The sequence below is a fragment of the Desulfotomaculum defluvii genome (genome assembly GCF_054657375.1).
The window spans coordinates 250,513-271,926 of record NZ_BAAHYV010000006.1; the positions used below are offsets into that span (position 1 = coordinate 250,513).

General features: G+C 46.6%; 17 protein-coding genes. 16 read left to right on the plus strand and 1 reads right to left on the minus strand.

Annotation, left to right across the window (positions count from 1 at the left end; genetic code table 11):
• The first annotated feature begins 362 nt into the window (after positions 1-362).
• The 13 genes from ACYQ03_RS03855 (at position 363) to ACYQ03_RS03915 (ending at position 14,425) form a co-directional block, all read left to right on the plus strand.
• Positions 363-560: a cold shock domain-containing protein gene (locus tag ACYQ03_RS03855; RefSeq protein WP_459907785.1), complete on the plus strand. Its 198-nt coding sequence runs from the start codon at positions 363-365 to the stop codon at positions 558-560.
• A 210-nt stretch (positions 561-770) separates the two neighbouring features.
• Positions 771-1,301: a ribosome hibernation-promoting factor, HPF/YfiA family gene (hpf, locus tag ACYQ03_RS03860; RefSeq protein ID WP_459907786.1), complete on the plus strand. Its 531-nt coding sequence runs from the start codon at positions 771-773 to the stop codon at positions 1,299-1,301.
• 305 nt (positions 1,302-1,606) lie between these two features.
• Positions 1,607-4,228: a preprotein translocase subunit SecA gene (gene secA, locus ACYQ03_RS03865; RefSeq protein ID WP_459907788.1), complete on the plus strand. Its 2,622-nt coding sequence runs from the start codon at positions 1,607-1,609 to the stop codon at positions 4,226-4,228.
• Positions 4,229-4,297: 69 nt separating this feature from the next.
• A protein-coding gene (gene prfB, locus ACYQ03_RS03870; RefSeq protein WP_459908735.1) for a peptide chain release factor 2 occupies positions 4,298-5,375 on the plus strand; the annotation gives its coding sequence in 2 pieces (ribosomal slippage) (positions 4,298-4,333 and positions 4,335-5,375; 1,077 coding nt in all).
• A gap of 17 nt (positions 5,376-5,392) precedes the next feature.
• A complete protein-coding gene (locus ACYQ03_RS03875; protein WP_459907790.1) occupies positions 5,393-5,680 on the plus strand; it encodes a YjcQ family protein in 288 nt (95 codons plus the stop codon).
• A 369-nt stretch (positions 5,681-6,049) separates the two neighbouring features.
• Complete coding sequence (locus ACYQ03_RS03880; protein WP_459907791.1) at positions 6,050-6,904, plus strand: YitT family protein; 855 nt, start codon at positions 6,050-6,052, stop codon at positions 6,902-6,904.
• A 132-nt stretch (positions 6,905-7,036) separates the two neighbouring features.
• Complete coding sequence (locus ACYQ03_RS03885; RefSeq protein ID WP_459907793.1) at positions 7,037-7,855, plus strand: transketolase; 819 nt, start codon at positions 7,037-7,039, stop codon at positions 7,853-7,855.
• 48 nt (positions 7,856-7,903) lie between these two features.
• Entirely contained in the window at positions 7,904-8,848 is a 945-nt protein-coding gene (locus ACYQ03_RS03890) for a transketolase family protein (RefSeq protein ID WP_459907794.1), read from the plus strand.
• A gap of 284 nt (positions 8,849-9,132) precedes the next feature.
• Positions 9,133-9,819: a cell division ATP-binding protein FtsE gene (gene ftsE, locus ACYQ03_RS03895; protein ID WP_459907796.1), complete on the plus strand. Its 687-nt coding sequence runs from the start codon at positions 9,133-9,135 to the stop codon at positions 9,817-9,819.
• On the plus strand, positions 9,809-10,696 hold the full coding sequence (ftsX, locus tag ACYQ03_RS03900) for a permease-like cell division protein FtsX (protein WP_459907798.1): 888 nt from the start codon (positions 9,809-9,811) through the stop codon (positions 10,694-10,696). Before ftsE ends, ftsX begins: the two co-directional genes overlap by 11 nt.
• Positions 10,697-10,710: 14 nt before the next feature.
• A complete protein-coding gene (locus ACYQ03_RS03905; protein ID WP_459907800.1) occupies positions 10,711-11,835 on the plus strand; it encodes a murein hydrolase activator EnvC family protein in 1,125 nt (374 codons plus the stop codon).
• Positions 11,836-11,967: 132 nt separating this feature from the next.
• Positions 11,968-13,116: a S41 family peptidase gene (locus tag ACYQ03_RS03910; protein WP_459907802.1), complete on the plus strand. Its 1,149-nt coding sequence runs from the start codon at positions 11,968-11,970 to the stop codon at positions 13,114-13,116.
• Between the two features lie 61 nt (positions 13,117-13,177).
• A complete protein-coding gene (locus ACYQ03_RS03915) occupies positions 13,178-14,425 on the plus strand; it encodes a PDZ domain-containing protein (RefSeq protein WP_459907804.1) in 1,248 nt (415 codons plus the stop codon).
• A 64-nt stretch (positions 14,426-14,489) separates the two neighbouring features.
• Here ACYQ03_RS03915 and ACYQ03_RS03920 read toward each other — a convergent pair whose 3' ends face one another.
• Positions 14,490-14,753 (minus strand): DUF3243 domain-containing protein, encoded by a 264-nt coding sequence (locus ACYQ03_RS03920; RefSeq protein WP_459907806.1) that lies wholly within the window; start codon positions 14,751-14,753, stop codon positions 14,490-14,492.
• A gap of 416 nt (positions 14,754-15,169) precedes the next feature.
• Here ACYQ03_RS03920 and ACYQ03_RS03925 point away from each other — a divergent pair, with 416 nt between their 5' ends.
• From ACYQ03_RS03925 to uvrA, 3 genes are all read left to right on the plus strand, one after another.
• Positions 15,170-15,748, plus strand: coding sequence for a uracil-DNA glycosylase (locus tag ACYQ03_RS03925; RefSeq protein ID WP_459907808.1), 579 nt, complete (start codon positions 15,170-15,172; stop codon positions 15,746-15,748).
• A 211-nt stretch (positions 15,749-15,959) separates the two neighbouring features.
• Positions 15,960-17,978, plus strand: coding sequence for an excinuclease ABC subunit UvrB (gene uvrB / locus ACYQ03_RS03930; protein ID WP_459907810.1), 2,019 nt, complete (start codon positions 15,960-15,962; stop codon positions 17,976-17,978).
• Positions 17,979-18,519: 541 nt separating this feature from the next.
• Positions 18,520-21,393 carry an excinuclease ABC subunit UvrA gene (uvrA, locus tag ACYQ03_RS03935; protein ID WP_459907812.1) on the plus strand — a complete coding sequence of 958 codons (2,874 nt, stop codon included), beginning with the start codon at positions 18,520-18,522 and terminating at the stop codon, positions 21,391-21,393.
• Positions 21,394-21,414: the final 21 nt, after the last annotated feature.

Sequence of the window (21,414 nt, forward strand, 5' to 3'; positions counted from 1 at the left end):
CAATAATTACCATTTGACACGGGTCGCGACAATTTAACCAAAAACCTTCCATGTGAAATATTTATGGAAAATACTGTAAAATATAAAACTTCTACAATTCTTATGCCAATGATTTTCAGGTTTTGACAAAAAGTAACAGGCCTGTTAGCTGCTGTCCACAGAAAAACCTCTGATTTGATGGGTTATTAACAGCCTTATCCACATTATCCACAGGAAAGCCTGTTATCAACAATAATTTTTCGACAATATGGTATAATAAGGAAAATACGCCATGGGTTGACAGACATTTGTGAAAATGGTATTATGTATACGCGTGAGTCTAATTTTGACTCCTGAAAGTATTTTGAAAGCGAGGAATGTAAATGCTCGGCAAAGTAAAATGGTTCAATGCGGAAAAAGGTTATGGCTTCATTGAAAGAGAAGAAGGTGGCGACGTATTCGTTCACTTTTCCGCAATCCAAGAAGAAGGTTTCAAAAGTTTAGCTGAAGGTCAAGAGGTTGAATTCGACATCGTTGAAGGCGCCCGCGGTCCACAGGCTGCTAACGTTTGCAAGCGTTAACATAAGATTGAAACTTCTACCCCTGGTTAAGAAACCGGGGGTTTTTTAATTAGAGGCCTTGTGCCCATGGCCAGATTCATCAGTTGTTTATGATCGAGGGTAATGGGGTTTAGTGCAAAAAAAATTTATAAAATTGCAGGATTTTAAGTGGAATTCGGGAATACTATCTACAAGGTAGATACTTCCATAACTGCGAAAGGAGTGGTGCTTGTGAAAGTTCAAGTTCGCGGTAAGAACATTCAAGTGACCCCCGCCCTAAGGGAATATGTGGAAAAACGTCTAGGTAAATTAGATCGATTTTTAGACAATATGGGGGAAGCCATAGCAACACTGGTAGTGGAAGGGGATTCACATAAGATTGAGGTTACTATACCCGTAAATGGTATGCTTTTACGGGGTGAAGAATCCACCGAAGAAATGTATTCCTCTGTGGATTTAGTCGTAGAAAAAATGGAACGCCAGATTGAGCGTTACAAAGGTAAAATTAACCGTCGTGCAAACCGGGGCATAGCTGATTTAGGCGGACGGATTCCCGTGGAAGAACCACTAGAAGATGAAACACCTGAGATCATCAAAACAAAGCGCTTTGCCATAAAGCCCATGGCTCTGGATGAAGCCATTATGCAGATGAACCTACTGGGCCATGACTTCTTTGTATTTTCCAATGCTGAAACCGACCAAACAAATGTTATTTATAAAAGGAAAGACGGCAAATACGGCTTAATCGAGCCAGAATTCTAAGCACAAAAAGGGGCACACCAAATGGTGTGCCTTCTGAATTTTTAGGGAAAAAGACCTAACATTACCAAAGCTAATTGCCGAGAAAGCAGCAGGAAAAAAAGGTACTAAGAAGAATTCACTACTAGAATATCGATTTCTTGCTTTGCCCTAGCTTGTAATGGTAGAATAAATTTGCCATATTTCTGTACTTCCGGACACTCCATAGACTTGGCGGAAACTAAGTTTTATTAAGGAACCAAAGGGTTCCTTTCAATTTGAAGCCATTTTACAAAGTACCAAAGGTAAAACCTGAAAGGTGGGCAACCGTGTTAAACTTTATTAAAAACCTGTTTGACGATAATGCTAGAGAGATAAAAAAACTTCAACGTGTAGTTGATGAGATTAATGGCCTAGAAGAGCAAATAGCCAAACTGACTGACGAAGAATTGCGGGGCAAAACTACAGAGTATAAACAGCTATTAGAAAATGGTAAAACATTAGACGATATTTTGCCCGAAGCCTTTGCCGTATGTCGTGAAGCATCCAAACGGGTGTTGGGTATGCGACACTATGACGTACAGCTAATCGGTGGCATGGTCTTGCACCAAGGCCGCATTGCTGAAATGAGAACTGGTGAAGGTAAAACCTTGGTAGCCACACTGCCGGTCTATCTCAATGCACTGACTGGTAAAGGCGTTCATGTCATTACCGTTAACGATTATTTGGCCACCCGTGACAGCGAGTGGATGGGTAAACTCTATCGTTTCCTGGGTTTATCCACAGGCTTAATTGTACACGGCATAGATCCAGCAGAACGTCGCAAAGCCTATGGCGCAGATATTACCTATGGAACCAACAACGAATTTGGTTTCGACTATCTGCGGGACAATATGTCTCTCCACCCGGAACAGTTGGTACAAAGAGAATTGAATTATGCCATTGTGGACGAGGTAGATAGTATTTTAATCGATGAGGCCAGGACACCCTTGATTATTTCCGGGGTTGCCGACAAGCCAACTCATCTCTACTATACCATGGCTAAGGTTGTACCCAAGTTAGTGAAGGATACTGATTACACAGTGGATGAGAAGGCCCACAACGTACTGTTAACCGATGAAGGGGTTGGCAAAGTAGAAAAACTGCTGGGCCTTGAAAACCTATATGATGAAGCCAATATGGAAATCAACCACCATCTAAACCAGTCTCTAAAAGCCCATGGCTTAATGCACCGGGATAGAGAATATGTAGTTAGAGATGGTGAAGTGGTCATCGTCGACGAATTTACCGGTCGCCTTATGTTTGGTCGTCGTTATAGCGATGGTTTACATCAGGCCATTGAAGCCAAGGAAGGTGTGAAGATCGAGAAAGAGTCCCAAACCTTAGCTACCATCACCTTCCAGAACTATTTCCGGATGTATAAAAAGCTGGCCGGTATGACTGGTACTGCTTTGACTGAAGAAGAAGAATTCCGTAAAATTTACGGCTTAGATGTGGTGGTTATCCCCACCAACAAACCTACCATCCGTAAGGACCTGGCAGACCTGGTTTATAAAACCGAGACGGCTAAATTCCGGGCTGTGGTGGAGGATGTAGTAAACCGCCATGCCGCTGGTCAACCTGTCTTGGTGGGCACCATCTCCATCGCTAAGTCCGAGCTGTTAAGCAGCTTGTTAAAAAGGAGAGGCGTACCTCACCAGGTATTAAATGCCAAATTCCACGATAAAGAAGCTGAGATCATTGCTCAGGCCGGACGTTTTAAGGCGGTAACCATTGCCACCAACATGGCTGGCCGTGGTACTGATATTTTGCTGGGCGGCAACCCTGAAATATTTGCCCGCAATGAATTACGCAAAAAAGGCATTGAGGGGGACGAGGCGACAGCAGAATTTCAACAACTACTAGAGAAATACAAAGTTCAGTGTGAAGCAGAACGGACCAAAGTAGTTGAAGCGGGTGGGTTACACATTATTGGTACCGAGCGACATGAAAGCCGCCGGATTGATAACCAGCTGCGGGGTCGTGCAGGTCGTCAAGGTGACCCTGGTTCCAGCCAATTTTATATCGCCTTGGAAGATGACCTCATGCGCCTCTTTGGTTCAGATAACATTGCCGGCTTAATGGAACGTCTGGGTATGGAAGAGGATGTACCCATTGAAAATACCCTCATCACCAAGTCTATTGAAACAGCTCAGAAACGGGTGGAAAACCGTAACTTTAGTATTAGGAAACACGTTTTGGAATATGATGATGTTATGAACCAACAAAGGGAAGTTATTTATGCTCAAAGACGCAAAGTATTGGTTGGTGAAAACCTAGCTGAGCATATTCAAGATACCATTGAAGCAGTAGTGCAAAGATCCATTGATATGTACTGCCCCGAAGGGGTGCATCAGGAAGAATGGGATCTGGCAGGCCTCTTTGAGTATGCTGAGAACATGTACCTGCCAAACCATAGCTTGGATGTAGCAGATTACGAAGAAACAGGGCGCCAGGGCATCAAGGAGGAACTCCTAGAAAAAACTATAGAATACTATCAAAAGAGAGAAGAGGAACTGGGAACAGCAACTCTTAGGGAGATCGAGCGCATTGTGCTACTTCGTTTGGTAGACGAAAAATGGATGGATCACCTAGACGCCATGGATCAACTACGGGAAGGTATTGGCCTAAGAGCTTATGGAAACAAAAACCCAGTCATTGAATACAAATTTGAAGCCTTTGATATGTTCAATAACATGATTGCCAATATTCAAGATGATGTGGTTCGCTATGTTTTCCGTGTCAACGTTGCCACTCCCCAAGAAAGAACTCAGCGACAGGTAGTTGAAAACCGTTATGACGAAGAAGGAGGCAACCAACCTGTTCGCAAGGAGTCACAGGTTGGCCGAAATGATGATTGCCCCTGTGGCAGTGGTAAAAAATATAAGAAATGCTGCGGCAAGAACGCATAAGATAAGCAAGACCCAAGAAAGGGTGGATACCGTTTGCTAGATACAGAAGTAAGACGCAGCCTAGAAGAAATGGGCCGGCGTATCGAAGATTTGAGGGTTTCCCTTTGACATCGGCAGCCAACAAGAGGAAATTAACAAGCTAGAAAACGGAATGATGCGACCAGGTTTCTGGGACAATGTGGATCACAGCCAGAAGGTCAGCCAGAAACTGGCCGCCCTAAAGGACCGGGTAGGAGCCTTTAAGGCTTTAGAATCCTCTTTACAGGACTTAGAAGTGATGTTGGAGTTATGTCAGGAGGAGCAAGATCCCCTGTTGGAAGAAGAATTTAGTCAGGAGCTAAATTCCCTAACCGAGCACCTAGAGGAAATGGAACTGGAGGTTATGCTATCTGGCCCCTACGATCGAGGTGATGCAATTTTATCCCTCCACCCTGGGGCCGGAGGCACTGAATCCCAGGATTGGGCCCAGATGCTCCTGCGGATGTATACCCGTTACTGTGAAAACCACAACTATAGGGTGGAGGTTTTAGACCTGCTACCAGGTGACGAAGCAGGGATCAAAAGTGCCACCATTCAGGTTTCCGGACCCAATGCCTATGGTTACCTGCGCAGCGAAAAGGGTGTACACCGTTTAGTGCGGATTTCTCCCTTTGATGCAGCGGGACGACGTCATACATCCTTTGCTTCGGTGGATGTGCTGCCAGTGGTGGATGATGATGTGGAAGTCAACATCAAGACAGAGGACCTAAGGATTGATACCTACCGTTCCGGTGGGGCTGGTGGACAACATGTAAACAAGACTGACTCGGCGGTGCGCATTACTCACTTGCCAACAGGAATTGTGGTGGCCTGCCAAAATGAACGCTCCCAAACAACCAATCGCCAAGCAGCCATGAAGCTGTTAAAGGCGAAGTTGATTGACCTGGAACTACAGAAGAAGGAAGAAGAGATGCTAGTCCTTCGGGGAGAACAAAAGGAAATCGCCTGGGGTAGTCAAATTCGTTCCTATGTCTTCCACCCATACAGCCTGGCCAAGGATCACCGTACCGGTGTAGAAACCGGCAATGTTCAAGCGGTGATGGATGGCAATATTGGTGCCTTTATAACAGGCTATTTAAAAAGCAAAGCAGGCAGTGCTGACAAATAACGAATGCAGGTGATAAAATGGCAATATCCTTGGATATAGATAACATAACCGCATACAAATATGCCATATTAAGCGAGCTCTATATAAGCAATAATGTGAATGTGCAAAATTATGTGGATGGCAAAGAAGATAGCCTTACCATGAAAGATTTTATAAATCTGATCAATAGAATGCAAAATGAGAGACTTATTTCTGGTTTTCGTATTGAAAAAAACCAAGGTGAATTGAACATTATTTTAAATGAGTTAAGATTAACTCAACAAGGTAAAAAACAGGTACTAAATGTCATTAAGCGTAAAAAATAAAGCTATCGCCAACAAATCCCCCTGACAGACTTTCCTAAATAAGTTTGTCAGGGGATTATTTTTGCGACACCGGGGACGGTTCTCGGTGTCGCAAAAATAATTGAAAGTAATCGCACGTTTGAAAATACGTGGGACAATTAAAAATGCGACAGCAAGAACCGTCCCCGGTGTCGCGCGCAGTCTTATTGTTCGACAAGAAATTTATTATGTTGGAAGGATTTGCTAGGGAAGAGGAGAAAAGTAATAAGGTTATACCTACATGCAAAAAAAGCTAACGGCTTCCATAAGAAATACCCTAAAGCCCTGACGGCTAAATAATAGATTTCCGGGTATGATAAAGCCGAAGTATTATCTTGAAAGGATCTCTCCATGCTATTAAGGCTATTTAAAGATACCTTGGGCGTTACCATTGGTGCTATTCTCACCGCCATTGGACTGGATGCCTTTTTAGTACCTGCAAAAATTGCTGCCGGTGGTTTCAGTGGCGTAGCTACCATTCTCTATCATCTATTTAGCCTACCCGTTGGTTTAGTAATGTTTATCATGAATGTACCGGTATTCATTTGGTCGCTAATTCGACTGGGTCCAAGGTATACTGTTAATTCTATATATGGTACCGTTGCTTTATCTGTATTTATTGATTTACTGGCACCCTATATACCCTTGTTAACCAAGGATTTATTATTGGCCTGCCTCTATGGTGGGGTCCTAATGGGTCTCGGTTTGGGTCTGGTCTTTCGATTTAACGGAACCACTGGTGGCACCGAATTGCTGGCAGCCATTCTGAGGACCTATATGGGCATCAACATAGGTCAACTGCTATTTATCATCGATGGCCTAGTGGTAATATGGGCTGGTTATGTGTTCCGTTCAGCGGAACTAGCCATGTATGCACTCATTACAATCTTTCTCACGGCTTGGATCATCGACCTTGTCATTGAGGGCTTTAGTTCCGATAAAGCCTTTATCATTATTACCCGTCGGGCCGACGCCATCAGTCAGGCCATCATTAATGAGTTGGATCGCAGTGCCACAGCCTGGAAAGCCAGGGGCATGTACAGCGGCACGGAACAAGAAGTACTAATATCCGTAGTGGGCAGAGCCGAAGTGACTAGACTAAAGGACATCGTTAAAGCCCAAGACCCCCGGGCCTTTATTATCCTGGCTAACGTACATGAAGTGTTAGGGGAAGGCTTTAAGGACTTAGAGAAAACTGGGTCATAGCTTCTCAAAGCATTTATATAAAAACAAAGGTGGGTTAGCTTTTAGCCGTTAGCTATTAGCTTTTAGCGTTTGAGCCAATAACTAATAGCTAACAGCTAATGACTAACAGCTAACAGCTAAACGGGAGGTAAAATGATGGAAGAAAAAATTCAAGATCTACAGCAAAGGGCCAAGGCCATCCGTCGTCACATAGTAACCATGCTGGGTGAGGCTGGTTCTGGACACCCCGGCGGATCGCTGTCCGCAGCAGACATAGTAACTGTACTTTATTTTGACACCATGAATCTAGATCCAGAGAAACCAGATATGCCCGAGCGGGATCGCTTTGTTTTATCCAAGGGACATGCTGCTCCGGTACTCTATGCGGCGCTGGCAGAAAAGGGCTTCTTCCCCCAGGAAGAACTTAAGACACTACGTAAACTGGGCAGCCGCCTGCAGGGACATCCAGACATGAAAAAACTCCCCGGTGTAGAGATGTCAACGGGTTCCCTAGGACAAGGACTCTCTGCTTCCATTGGTATGGCTCTGGGCCTGCGGTTGGATGGTGGCCAACAACGAGTTTATGCATTGCTAGGAGACGGCGAAGTACAGGAAGGTCAAATCTGGGAAGCAGCCATGGCAGCGGGACATTTTAAACTAGATAATCTTACGGCTTTCCTAGACTACAACAACCTGCAAATCGACGGACCAGTAGATGTTGTCATGGATGTAGCACCCCTAAACCAAAAATGGCAGTCCTTTGGTTGGCATGTTATAGAAATCAACGGCCACGACCTGACACAAATCCTCAAGGCCATCGCAGAAGCCAAAGCAACCAAAGGCAAACCGACCATGATTATTGCCAAAACCATTAAGGGTAAAGGAGTATCCTTCATGGAAAACCAAGTAGGCTGGCACGGCAACGCCCCCAAGCCCGAGCAAGTGGAGCAAGCACTGCAAGAGCTAGCGTAGCAAGGCTTAACCCCAAAGCACTACAGTATAAGCAAGGAGGGTTTCCTAATGACAAAGAAAATTGCCACCCGGGATGCCTACGGGCAGGAACTGGTTCGCCTGGGAGCTGAAAATAATAATGTTGTGGTTTTGGATGCTGACCTTTCCAAATCTACAAAAACCCATGATTTTATGAAAAATTACCCCGATCGCTTCTTTAATATGGGCATTGCCGAAGCCAATATGATGGCCACAGCGGCTGGCTTGGCTGCGGTGGGCAAAATTCCCTTTGCCAGTACCTTTGCCATGTTCGCCACTGGCAGGGCCTTTGAGCAAATCCGTAACAGCATTTGCTACCCCAAATTAAACGTTAAAATAGCTGCCACCCACGCAGGTGTTACGGTGGGAGAGGATGGAGGTTCTCACCAGTCCATCGAAGATATTGCCATTATGAGGGCACTACCGGGTATGACTGTGTTTGTACCGGCTGACGCCGTTGAAACAGCTGCTGCTATACGAGCTGCTGCGGAAATTAAAGGCCCCGTTTATATTCGTTTAGGTCGCTCCGGAGTACCAGTTATCCACGGTGAAGATTTTAAATTTATGCCAGGGGAGGCAGTTACCCTAAAGGAAGGTACTGATGTAGCCATCATGGCAACGGGTATTATGGTTCAGGCCGCCCTGGAAGCCGCTGAAAAGCTAGCTGAACAAGACGTCAATGCCATGGTGGTAGACATTCACACCATTAAACCTCTGGATATTTTCGCAGTGGTGGAAGCAGCCCGCCAGTGCGGTGCAGTAGTTACCGCCGAAGAACATTCCATAATTGGTGGCCTAGGCAGTGCCGTGGCCGAAACCCTGGCGGAACATTACCCCGTTCCCATGCAAAGAGTAGGTGTCCGGGACACCTTCGGTGAATCCGGCAAACCAGAGGAACTCCTAATTCATTTCGGCCTAACAGCCGCCAATATAGTAGCCGAAGCCAAGAAAGCAATTGCGAAGAAGAAGCGGTAGAATAGCAATATTAACCCTTTAGATAATGTAGGGAATGACCCCCGTGTCGTTCCGTTATGTTGTAGCTGCATATTTGTATTGGAGTCGCGCTACCTCCTAATAAACATGCAAAAAGAGCTGAAGGCTTGACCCCAAAGTGAGTGCCCCAACCCCGGGCACTCTTTTTTATACAGAAAACTAAACTACACCCCACAAAAATTTGACAAATTTTAAAGGAATTTGCTTTTTGTTTGTCGAACCACGATAGTTGGTACCTATATCTTGTACTTTGGAAGGGTGTCAGAATGATACAGTTTTACAATGTTTCAAAGGTTTACGATAACGGTGTCAAAGCCATATCGGATTTAACGTTTCATATAAAAAAGGGTGAATTCGTCTTTTTAGTTGGACCCAGTGGCGCTGGTAAGTCCACCCTCATTAAGCTTATCTTTCGGGAAGAACTGCCCAGCCGGGGGCACGTGATGTTTAACGGCAAAAATACCGTACGCATGAAGGGGCGTGAAGTTCCCTATATGCGGCGCAAAATAGGCATGGTCTTTCAAGATTTTCGCTTATTACACCAAAAAACTGCAGCTGAAAACATTGCCTTTGCCTTAGAAATTACCGGTACCTCCGGCAGGGAAATTAAGCGGGTTGTTCCTCAAGTATTAGAGCAGGTGGGATTAAAGGATAAAGGAAAACTTTTGCCCAGCCAAATGTCCGGCGGTGAACAACAGCGGGTGGCCATTGCCAGGGCCATTGTCAATGAACCCCTGATGATTATTGCCGATGAACCCACGGGTAACCTGGATCCCGACACCTCTTGGGAGATTATGAAACTATTTCAAGACATTAATCGCAGGGGAACCACTATCCTCATGGCCACCCACGATTCAGATATTGTGAATACCATGAAAAAGCGGGTTATTGCCCTGACCAACGGCTGTCTGGTACGGGATGAAGAGAGCGGGGTGTACCGCTGTGAACCTTAGCACTATAAAGTATTTTTTCAAAGAAACCTTTCATGCTCTGGTAAGAAACAGTTGGCTTTCCCTTTCCTCCATTGGCATTGTGACCGTTTCCCTAATAATTCTGGGAGCATCTTTGCTGCTGGTAGTTAACGGCGAGAAACTTACCAATTCCGTTGAAAGTAGTGTTGAAATTACAGCCTTTCTAGAAGAAAAGGTGGGAAAGGCTGAGCGGGGTACCATTGAAGAGAAAATCAAAGCTGACCCCAAGGTCGAAGCAGTAGAATTTATTCCTAAGGAACAGGCCCTGCAAGACATGAAAAAAAGCTTTGGTGACCGGGCCGAACTTCTGGAATCTATGGAAGAGAGCAACCCCCTGCCCGATTCCTTTCGTATAAAAACTAAAGAAGCAAATGCCGTGCCAGTGGTTGCCAAGGCATTGGAAAAAGTTGAAGGTGTGGAACAGGTTCGTTACGGTCAAGGTGTGGTAGAAAAACTGCTCACCATTACCCGTTGGGTTCGCTTGGCCAGTGTTGTGACCCTGACACTCTTGACCCTGGCAGCGGGATTTCTCATAGCCACCACCATTCGTATGTCGGTTTATGCCCGACGTCGGGAGATTGGCATCATGAAAACCCTAGGAGCTACCAACTGGTTTGTGCGTTTCCCCTTTGTAATGGAGGGGATTGTACTGGGACTAATCGGGGGTTTGTTAGCCGTATTAGTGGTGGATCTGGGATACCTATCGTTAATTAAGAAACTTCAGGTATCTCTACCCTTTATTCAACTAATGAATGATCAAAAGACACTGTTAAACATCCTCGGAAGTATGATTGGCCTGGGTGTACTGATTGGTGCACTAGGTAGTTGGTTTTCACTTAGAAGATTTCTCAAGGTATAAATGGAGGGATATAGGTGCGATATCGTTGGCCCCAAAGAATGATCGCCTTAACCCTGGGTTTAGTTCTGCTGGCGGGAACTCCAGTAATGGCAGCGACACTGGACCAGCAATTAAATCAAGTCAGAACCCAGCTTAATCAGAAAAAAAGCCAGGAACAACAAAACAAAAAAGAAGTTAAAAATTATTCCCAGCAATTAGTAACTATAAACCAATCCATCAATCAAAAATCTGCTAGGGTTAAAGAATTAGAGGCTACCCTAGCCAGTGCCATGCATAGGTTGGATGAAACCAAAAAGGATTTGGCTGAGTCCGAGGCGCGGCTAGAGGAAAGCAATCAGCAGTTAAAAATGCGTGTCAAGGGCATGTACCAGAGTGGCCCGGTCAGCTATTTAGAGGTACTGCTGAACGCAGGTAGTTTTTCTGATTTCACCAACCGCTTGGAATTTTTAACCCGTATGATTGAGAGTGACAAGACCATTGTAGATCGGATAAGCAAGGAAAAGCAGCAAATCGAGGCATATAAAAATACCCTGGAAACTCGAGCTCGCCAGATTGCCAGCATGAAAAAGGAGCAGGAATATATATTGGCAAGCCTAGCCCAGGCCCAACGGGACAAGGCTGGTCTGCTCAAGGAAGCCCAACAGGATTTACAAAAATCCGCCGCTGAAGTGGACCGGTTGGAGGCCCAGGAAGACGCCATTTTAAGACAAATTGCCCAGCAAAATGCCAAAAAGGGTGGCAGCTATAATGGGGGTGTCTTTAGTTGGCCTGTACCAGGCTACAGCACCATATCTTCCCCCTTTGGTTACCGCATTCACCCTATTTTGAAACAAAAACGCTTCCATGCTGGGATTGATATTCCTGCCCCCACCGGTACCAGTATCATTGCCCCGGCCGCAGGTACTGTCATTTACTCTGGCACCATGACTGGCTATGGCAAGGTGGTTATGATCGACCATGGTGGCGATGTCGTCAGTCTTTACGGGCACTTGTCAGCCCAACTGGTTAGCAATGGGCAAGCAGTTGATAAAGGGTCTACCATTGCGCGAGTTGGCAGCACTGGGATGTCAACAGGACCCCACCTACACTTCGAAGTGCGTAAAAACGGTTCGGCAGTGAGCCCACATAATTACTTATAATCTGAACAGCCGGGCAGCCCCCCGGCTTTCTTTATCCCAATAAACCATATCCTGGAAAAGTCTTTGTAATGAACCGTAAATTATTGTAGTATAATACATGTGTAGAAGAACAAGGGACGGGCGGGTGTTAGAGTGAAGAGAGATTCATTGGCCTTCTGGGGGAAACTTACCATTGTATTGGCTTCCATTGTATTTGCCATCCTATTATTAGTTGGCGGTACCTTGGCAGTAAATTACAATGGATTAGGAAATTTAATTAAAGTGGTAACCCTGATAAAGGGCCAGTATTTATTTGAGGTTGCACCGGAACAAATGGTTGAAGGGGCCATTAAAGGTGTGGTAGAATCCCTGGATGATCCATATTCTACCTATTTAGATACAAAAACCTATTCTGCTCTGCAGGAGCAAATTCGCGGTTCCTTTGGCGGTATTGGTGTTCTGGTGGGCGTGAAGGAGCATTATTTAACAGTAGTAAAGCCCTTCCCCAATACTCCGGCAGCCGAGAAAGGTATTAAAGCCGGAGATCTGATTACAGCCATCGATAAAAAACCAGCCAAGGATATGGATACCGAAACAGCAGTTAATCTTATGCGAGGTCCAGTGGGTTCCTCCGTGGAGTTAACCATAGTTAGGGAGGGAGTTAAAGAACCTTTCCCAGTTCAGCTAACACGAAAAGAAATTAGCGTACCCACCGTCGAAGGGAAAATGTTGCCCGATGAGAACAACATAGGCTATATAGTGATCAGCCAATTTACTGAAAATACTGGGGACGAAGTAGTCAAAACACTGGCTGAACTGCGGGAGCAGGATATGAAAGGACTGGTGTTAGATTTACGGGATAACCCTGGCGGCGAATTGAACTCTGCTATTAAGATTGTTGACCAATTCCTGGGTGAAGGTCCCATTGTACATATTGATTTTCGCATCGGCCGGGATCACACCTTTAACGCTGAGCCAGACAAACTAAACATGCCCCTGGTGGTGCTGGTAAACAAGGGAAGTGCCAGTGCCTCGGAAATTCTAGCCGGAGCCATCAAAGATACCAAGGTCGGCACCCTGGTAGGTACCAAAACCTTTGGTAAGGGCATTGTACAAACGGTATTTCCCCTAGAAAGCGGTGCCGGGCTGAAGTTAACTACCGCACGCTACCTAACACCGAACAAAAATGACATCCACAAAAAGGGTGTCACCCCGGACGTGGTTATTGAACAAGAAGTAGATGCCGAACAGGATAAACAGCTGGAAACAGCCATAAATATTCTACGGGAGAAGATTATGTAGCTTTTAGTCGTTAGCTAAAAGCTAAAAGGCCCATGGTCAATTCGAGAGTAGGTGTCAAAAAATGTTCCCCTTCCTAGACATCACACCAGTAATTTTCCAAACCCTAGCAGCGGTATTTTTAGTACCGGAAATTATGCAGCTGTTCTTAGTGGTGTTGGCCATAGTTGCCTTACAGTATTATCGCATGGGCAGAGCTAAGGAAAGGCTATTTGGTCTAAAGCCCCGGAGTTTCTGGAGGGATTTTCTGGTTGCCACAGGGTTTGGGCTTGTTGGTGGTATTATTGCCAGCTATATTATGGTCTTTGTGGGTTTGACACTGTCTGATTCTGGCTTAATTTACCTTTGGCCCCTGGCCATTTTGCTGATGCTAATCGATGCCAGGTTTTTATGCTTTGCCTATGCCGGTGGAATCTTGGCCCTGAGTTCCTTAATCTTTGGTTGGCCAAAGGTCAGTGCACCGCAAATCCTTGGCTTGGTCGCTATATTGCATTTTGTAGAAGCCTTTTTAATTTTAGTCAGTGGTCACTTAGGTGCTATGCCTATTTTTCTTAAAAATGCTGAGGGAAGAGTGGTTGGAGGTTTTGCTCTACAAAAATTCTGGCCTATTCCCCTGGCTGTTATGGTTATCGTGGGCCAAACCAGCATATCTGGAGCGGGTATCAATATGCCCCAGTGGTGGCCCTTAATCAAAGGGGATCTGGGGGCCGATTTAGATAATATTATCTACTCCCTCATGCCAGTGGTGGCTGGGTTGGGCTATGGTGATTTAGCCGCAGCCCGCAGCCCAAGACAAAAGGGAAGGATTTCTGCGATCTTACTGGGATTGTACAGCGTGGCCCTATTGGTACTGGCAGTTCTGGCTGATCGACAGCCCTTGATAGGAATAATTGCAGCACTTTTTTCACCCTTGGGACATGAGCTGCTCATCTATCTAGGCAAAAGAATGGAAGCAAACAATTCTATCTATAGTCCCACCAGTGAGGGAGTTAAAATACTAGATGTGATTCCAAGCTACCCAGCCTGGCAAGCAGGTATCCGCTCCGGCGACATTATTTTAGAGGTTAATGGCATGGCCGTGGCCAGTCGCCAGGGATTGGAATTTGCCCTTGGTGTTTATAACAAGGTGCAAATAACCTACTACTCAATGGCAGAAAAACAGGTATACCGTGAGGGTATTGAATATGGGGAAAAGGAAATGTTAGGCCTACTGCCGGTTCCCGAAGGACACGAAGAAATCCTTATGGAGCTTTCAACCACCGGACCCCTACGTAGATGGTTGAATAAACGGGTGGTTAGGAAAAGGAGTTAAGTTAAAACACAACAAGGGCGTGTCGCAGCTACTAAAATGTAGTTACAACACGCCCTTGAAAATTCTACCGAGAACGGCTAGCTAATTTGGTCATTAGCCGGGCAAGCACTTCTTGTTCATCCTTATCGGCAACATCCCACAGCTCTTTAACAGCCTTTTGCTCGGGGTTAGCAGGTTGAACGTTTTCAGCTAAAATAGTACCCGCGGTCATGGCATATTGTTGGACTTTATCCCGGGAGATACCCAGTTCCTCAGCAAACTCCATGGCCTGTCCAAGGTATTTTTTCCAATTATCCCAGCTTGTGTTGGCCTTTGTTAAATCCAGCATTGCAATTCCTCCTCCAGTAAAATTAGAATATGTACAAATACAGCCAAACTTTAACTATAGTTTGGCGTAGAACAGGTAAATTATGCATAGCTGGAAAATTTTTAGTTGGACAGGAGATAGTTAGACAGTAGACAGTTAGACAGTTGGAAAGATTTTTTCGTGCCTTAGCGTGGACTATAGTCCGAAGGTTGAAGGCTAAGCCACTTTAGGCTTGGTCCTTTCAAACTTACCACACATGACCCTCAGTCACAAATCAGTGATGAAAATACAGCAACTCATGGGCCTTTCCCAGGTTTTTAAGCTGAAGGCTGAAGGCTGAAGGCTGATGGCTAAATTCAACTCTACCAACCTAACCCCTAACACTTTCATCTTTCCAACTGTCCAACTTTCTACTTTCCAACTTAAAGGAGGTTATTATGTCTTTAGAACAACTGGCAAAGGATATGCAAAATTGCAATCGCTGTGGTCTGGCCGAGGGGAGAAACAAACTTGTATTCGGTGTTGGCAACCCCAAGGCTACCCTAATGTTAATCGGAGAAGGACCGGGTAGGGACGAGGATGAACAGGGCCAGCCCTTTGTAGGTCGTGCCGGTCAACTACTGGATCGGATTCTGGCAGCCATTGACCTAACCAGGGAGGACATATATATTGCCAACATAGTCAAATGCCGTCCCCCCAACAATCGTGTGCCCAGCCGGGTAGAGGCCAAGGCCTGCCTGCCCTTTCTATATCGCCAAATTGAGCTGATCCAACCGAAGATCATTGTGCTGCTGGGCAACACCGCCCTGCAAAACCTAATCGGTCCCAAAGCCAGTATTACCAAAATGAGGGGCCAATGGCTGGAAAGCAAAAGTGGCATCAAGATCATCGCCACCTTCCACCCAGCAGCCGTATTAAGGGACCCCAGCAAACGCCGCCCTGTTTGGGAAGATTTCCAAAAAGTGCAGGAGGCGTATAGGCTTATAGGCCAGGCCATTATTAGCCATGAGCCATGAGCCATGTGCCGTGAGCCTTTATAGCCTAGGTGCCTGGCTCTTGCCGCAGCGAAAACCTTCAAAACTAAACTAACGTTACAAGCGAGCAAGCGCCTGGCACCGTTGAGGTATTCCAACTTTCCAACTGTCCAACTTTCCACTTTCAGTCTGGCTGTTTTTGTCATTGACTTAAATGTTATAATACTTAATGGATAGAAAGTAGGTGAGATCTTTGGAGTTTAACTTAAAATCAGAGTTTAGCCCCCGGGGAGATCAGCCGCGGGCTATTGAGCAATTGGTCAAGGGGCTTAACCAGGGTCAGAAACATCAAGTGCTGTTGGGTGCCACTGGCACAGGTAAAACCTTTACCATGGCCAACATTATCCAACAGGTTAAGCGACCTACCTTGATACTGGCACCCAACAAAACCTTAGCAGCACAGCTCTGCAGCGAAATGAAAGAGTTCTTTCCGGAAAATTCTGTTGAATATTTCGTTAGTTACTTTGACTATTACCAACCAGAGGCCTACATTCCTCATACCGATACCTATATTGAAAAGGATTCCTCCCTGAACGATGAGATTGACAAACTGCGCCACTCTGCCACCACCGCGCTATTGGAGCGCAGGGATGTCATCATAGTGGCCAGTGTTTCCTGCATCTACGGTTTAGGTAACCCGGAAACCTACCGCGATTTGGTGCTATCCTTGCGGGTTGGCGGGACCTATGACCGAGACGCCATTCTACGTAAGCTAGTAGATATCCAATATGAAAGAAACGATATCAACTTTAGCCGGGGTAAATTCCGGGTAAGGGGCGATGTCATTGAAATATTTCCCGCCAACGCCAGTGAAAGGGCCTTGCGGGTAGAGCTGTTTGGGGATGAAGTTGAACGTCTGCTGGAAATCGATGTGATTACCGGCGAGATACTGGGGCAACGCCAACATATTGCGGTTTTCCCTGCCAGTCACTTTGTCACCGCCGATGATAACATGAAAAGAGCCATCGCTACCATTGAAGCGGAGCTGGAGCAGCGTTTAAAGGAACTGCGAGACGCTGACAAACTGCTGGAAGCCCAGCGCCTTGAGCAACGTACCCGCTACGACCTGGAGATGATGGCCGAAGTGGGCTTTTGTTCCGGCATTGAGAACTACTCCAGACACTTGACTGGACGAGCCCCAGGAGAATCTCCCTTTACCCTGCTGGACTTCTTTCCAGAGGACTGGCTGCTTATTATAGACGAATCCCACGTGGCTGTACCCCAGATAGGTGGCATGTACGAAGGTGACCGCTCCAGGAAAACCACCCTGGTGGAGCATGGTTTCCGCCTGCCTTCAGCCTTAGATAACCGTCCCCTAAAGTTTCAGGAATTTGAGACTAGGGTCAATCAAGTGGTATATGTATCTGCCACGCCGGGTAAATATGAATTTGAGCACCAGGAACAAATTATCGAACAAATTATTCGTCCCACCGGCCTACTGGACCCGGAAATCTTCATTAGACCCACCAAGGGTCAAATTGATGATCTGCTAGGCGAAATTCGCCTGAGAGTGGAGCGGGATGAAAGGGTGCTGGTAACTACCCTAACCAAGAAAATGGCCGAGGACCTTACAGATTACTTTAAAGAAAACGGTGTGCGGGTTCGCTACCTGCATTCAGATATTCATACTATGGAACGGATGGAAATTCTCAGGGATCTGCGTTTGGGCACCTTCGATGTGTTAGTGGGGATTAACCTGCTAAGGGAAGGCTTAGATCTGCCTGAAGTCAGTCTAGTGGCCATCCTAGATGCGGATAAAGAAGGCTACCTGCGCTCCGAACGTTCCCTCATTCAGACCATCGGCCGGGCCGCCCGTAACGCCGAAGGCCGGGTGATCATGTACGCAGACAAGATGACCGACTCCATGAAAAAGGCCATCGGGGAAACCAATCGCCGTCGTAAAATCCAGATGGAATACAACCAAAAGCACAATATCACCCCGGAAACCATCCGTAAAGCAGTGAGGGATGTCATCGAAGCAACCAAGGCCGCTGAAGAAAAGGCAACCTATGTGGCCCAAAGCAAAGCAGGCAAAATGACCAAGACCGAACTGAAGAAGCTGATCGCCAAGCTGGAAAAAGAAATGAAAGACTCCGCCAAACACCTAGAATTCGAACGAGCAGCCCAACTCAGAGATGCCCTCATTGAGCTGCGCCTGCAGCTCAGGGGAGACAAGAACATTAAGCCGGCGATACCGGAGATAGAGTATTAGTTGGAAAGATGGAAAGTTAGAAAGTTGGACAGTTGGAAAGATGGTTAGCGGAAAGACCAGGATAGTTCTCTATGAGTAAACGGCATCATCAAAGGATGAAAACTTTATGCCAAATTGTAGGGAACGACCCCCGTGTCGTTCCGCATTAGAAAAACCAGGGGTCTGACCCCCGGGCACCCTACAAAGCACCCACTAGGTGCTTTGTATTTGCTTTAAGAAACAAAAATTATTACAAATACCGTACAAATGTTCTATCCAGCATTGTCTTTTCCCCACTAATAAAGTATATTTGTATTGACCAGTGGAAAGTGGAAAGCAGAAAGAATGAAAGTTTCTTGTCATCCTGCGCGATAGAAGGCTGACAAAGGCTTGTGACATCCCACAACCCAGGTGCCTGGCACCGATGAATAACCACTATTCCTCAGGATAACGCAAAGCCAAACTTTCTACTTTCCAACTTTCCAACCCGACCAACGATCAACACCTTACAACAATACACAACCCAACGTTGATATACAAAACAAAGGAGCTAACACAAACCATGCCCGACCAAATCATAATCCGAGGTGCCCGTTCCCACAACTTGAAAAATATTGATGTGGAAATTCCCCGGGACAAGCTGGTGGTGATTACCGGCCTATCTGGTTCTGGGAAATCTTCCCTGGCCTTTGACACCATTTATGCCGAAGGTCAGCGTCGTTATGTGGAATCCCTGTCCTCATATGCTCGTCAGTTCCTGGGGCAAATGAACAAACCGGACGTTGACTATATAGAAGGCCTTTCTCCGGCCATTTCCATCGACCAAAAGACCACCAGCCATAACCCTCGTTCTACAGTAGGTACTGTAACGGAGATTTACGACTACCTGAGGCTGCTCTATGCCCGGGCTGGCCGAGCCCACTGCCCCAAATGCGGCCAACCCATCAGTCAGCAGACTGTACAACAGATGGTGGATCAGCTAATGGCCATGCCCGAAGGTACTAAGCTCCAACTGCTGGCCCCGGTGATCAGGGGTAAAAAGGGTGAACATATAAAGATCTTCGAGGATATTAAACGCAACGGCTTTGTGCGGGTGCGTGTTGATGGGGAAATCTACGAAATCACCGAAGCCCCCCAATTGGATAAGAAAAAGAAGCACACCATCGAAATTGTGGTGGACCGCATCATTATCCGTCCCGGCAGTGAGAAACGACTAGCGGACTCCCTGGAAACCGCCCTTAAGCATAGCGAAGGAATTGTCGTGGCAGCTGTTATCGATGGCGAGGAATTTACCTTTTCCGAGAACTTCGCCTGTACCGATTGTGGGATCAATATCAGCGAAATCAGTCCCCGGTTGTTCTCCTTCAACAACCCCCACGGGGCCTGTCCATCCTGCACTGGCTTGGGGTTCAACCATGAGTTTGACATAGATTTGATTATTCCGGACAAAAGCAAAAGCATCCGGGAGGGAGCCATCGAAGGTTGGCACAAGGGCAATATTGCTGCAGCCTACCTATCGGGTGTAGCAGAGAAATATCAGTTCAGTCTGGATACACCAATGGAAGAACTCTCGGATAAACATATGAAAGTCATTCTTTATGGTACCGGCCAGGAGAAAATCAAATTTGACTATACCGATAGCTATGGCCATAAGCATCAATATAATGTGCCCTTTGAGGGCATTATTGGCAACCTGTCCCGCCGTTACCGGGAAACCCAATCTGAGTCCATGCGGTCAGAGTTTGAAAAATATATGAGTATCAAACCCTGCCCCAGTTGTAAGGGTGCTAGGCTCAGGCCCGAAGCCTTGGCAGTAAAAATCGGGTCCAAGGACATTGCCGATGTCACAGCCCTTTCCGTAGCCGAGGCTCTAAAGTTTTTCAAAAACCTGGACCTCACCCAAAGGGAGCAGCTGATTGCCCGTCAGATACTCAAAGAGATTAATGAGCGACTGGGTTTCCTGGTCAACGTAGGTCTGGATTATCTAACCCTAGGACGGGCAGCAGGGACCCTCTCCGGGGGAGAAGCCCAGCGTATTCGCCTAGCCACCCAGATTGGTTCCGGACTCATGGGCGTACTATATATCCTGGATGAGCCCAGCATTGGCCTGCACCAGCGGGATAACGAAAGACTTATTGCCACCCTGGAACGGCTGCGTGATCTGGGCAACACCCTCATTGTTGTGGAACACGATGAGGATACCATCCGGGTAGCAGATCACATTATCGATATTGGTCCCCAGGCCGGCAGCCTGGGCGGCCAGGTGGTGGCCACTGGAACCATGGCCGATATTATGCAAGTTGGGGAATCCCTCACCGGTCAATACCTCAGCGGCAAGAAATTTATTCCCGTTCCTCTTAATCGCCGACAAGGTAAAGAAGAGAAACTAGTTATCAGAGGGGCCGCGGCAAACAACCTGAAAGGAATTGATGTGGAGATTCCCTTAGGTGGTTTTATTTGCATCACTGGTGTTTCCGGCTCCGGCAAGAGTACCCTGATTAACGAAATTCTCTATAAAGCCCTGGCCCATAAATTGCACCGAGCCAAGGACAAACCCAAAGAACATATGAGCATTGAGGGCATTGAACATCTGGAAAAGGTTATTGATGTCAATCAGTCACCCATTGGCCGCACCCCCAGATCCAACCCGGCCACTTACACCGGGGTATTTAACGATATTCGGGATTTGTTTACCCAAATGCCCGAGGCCAAGGTAAGGGGCTATAAGCCTGGCCGCTTTAGCTTTAATGTGAAAGGTGGCCGCTGTGAGGCTTGTCAGGGTGACGGTATTATTAAAATTGAAATGCACTTCCTACCCGATGTTTACGTACCCTGTGAAGTTTGCAAGGGCATGCGCTACAACCGGGAGACTTTGGAGGTAAAATACAAGGGCAAGAGTATTGCCGACGTACTGGATATGGAAGTGGATGAGGCAGTGGAGTTCTTTGCCAACATCCCGAAAATCCACCGCCGCCTCAAAACCCTACAGGATGTGGGTCTGGGCTATGTACGTCTGGGACAACCAGCACCGGAGCTTTCCGGTGGGGAAGCCCAACGGGTCAAACTGGCCACCGAACTAAGCCGCCGCAGCAATGGGGGCACCATCTACATCCTAGATGAGCCCACCACAGGCTTGCACACTGCTGATATTGACCGACTGCTGGAGGTATTGCACCGTCTGGTGGACAACGGCAGCACTGTGGTAGTCATTGAACACAACCTGGATGTCATTAAAACTGCAGATTACATTATCGACCTAGGACCCGAAGGTGGCGACAGAGGAGGCACCCTAGTGGCCACTGGTTCCCCGGAAGAGATCTGCCAGGTCAAGGACTCCTACACCGGACGTTTCCTCAAACCAGTTCTCGAGCGTGATCGCCAGCGCACCCGAGAAGCCCTTCAGTTGGAAAGTTGGACAGATGGAAAAAACCTGTAATCCATAAGGATTACAGGTTTT

What these genes read in the sequence shown, in the direction of transcription:
- ACYQ03_RS03855 (WP_459907785.1), top strand. Translation starts at nt 363, where the DNA reads ATGCTCGGCAAAGTAAAATGGTTCAATGCGGAAAAAGGTTATGGCTTC.
- ACYQ03_RS03875 (WP_459907790.1), top strand. Translation starts at nt 5,393, where the DNA reads ATGGCAATATCCTTGGATATAGATAACATAACCGCATACAAATATGCC.
- ACYQ03_RS03880 (WP_459907791.1), top strand. Translation starts at nt 6,050, where the DNA reads ATGCTATTAAGGCTATTTAAAGATACCTTGGGCGTTACCATTGGTGCT.
- ACYQ03_RS03885 (WP_459907793.1), top strand. Translation starts at nt 7,037, where the DNA reads ATGATGGAAGAAAAAATTCAAGATCTACAGCAAAGGGCCAAGGCCATC.
- ACYQ03_RS03890 (WP_459907794.1), top strand. Translation starts at nt 7,904, where the DNA reads ATGACAAAGAAAATTGCCACCCGGGATGCCTACGGGCAGGAACTGGTT.
- ftsE (WP_459907796.1), top strand. Translation starts at nt 9,133, where the DNA reads ATGATACAGTTTTACAATGTTTCAAAGGTTTACGATAACGGTGTCAAA.
- ACYQ03_RS03915 (WP_459907804.1), top strand. Translation starts at nt 13,178, where the DNA reads ATGTTCCCCTTCCTAGACATCACACCAGTAATTTTCCAAACCCTAGCA.
- ACYQ03_RS03920 (WP_459907806.1), bottom strand. Translation starts at nt 14,753, where the DNA reads ATGCTGGATTTAACAAAGGCCAACACAAGCTGGGATAATTGGAAAAAA.
- ACYQ03_RS03925 (WP_459907808.1), top strand. Translation starts at nt 15,170, where the DNA reads ATGTCTTTAGAACAACTGGCAAAGGATATGCAAAATTGCAATCGCTGT.
- uvrA (WP_459907812.1), top strand. Translation starts at nt 18,520, where the DNA reads ATGCCCGACCAAATCATAATCCGAGGTGCCCGTTCCCACAACTTGAAA.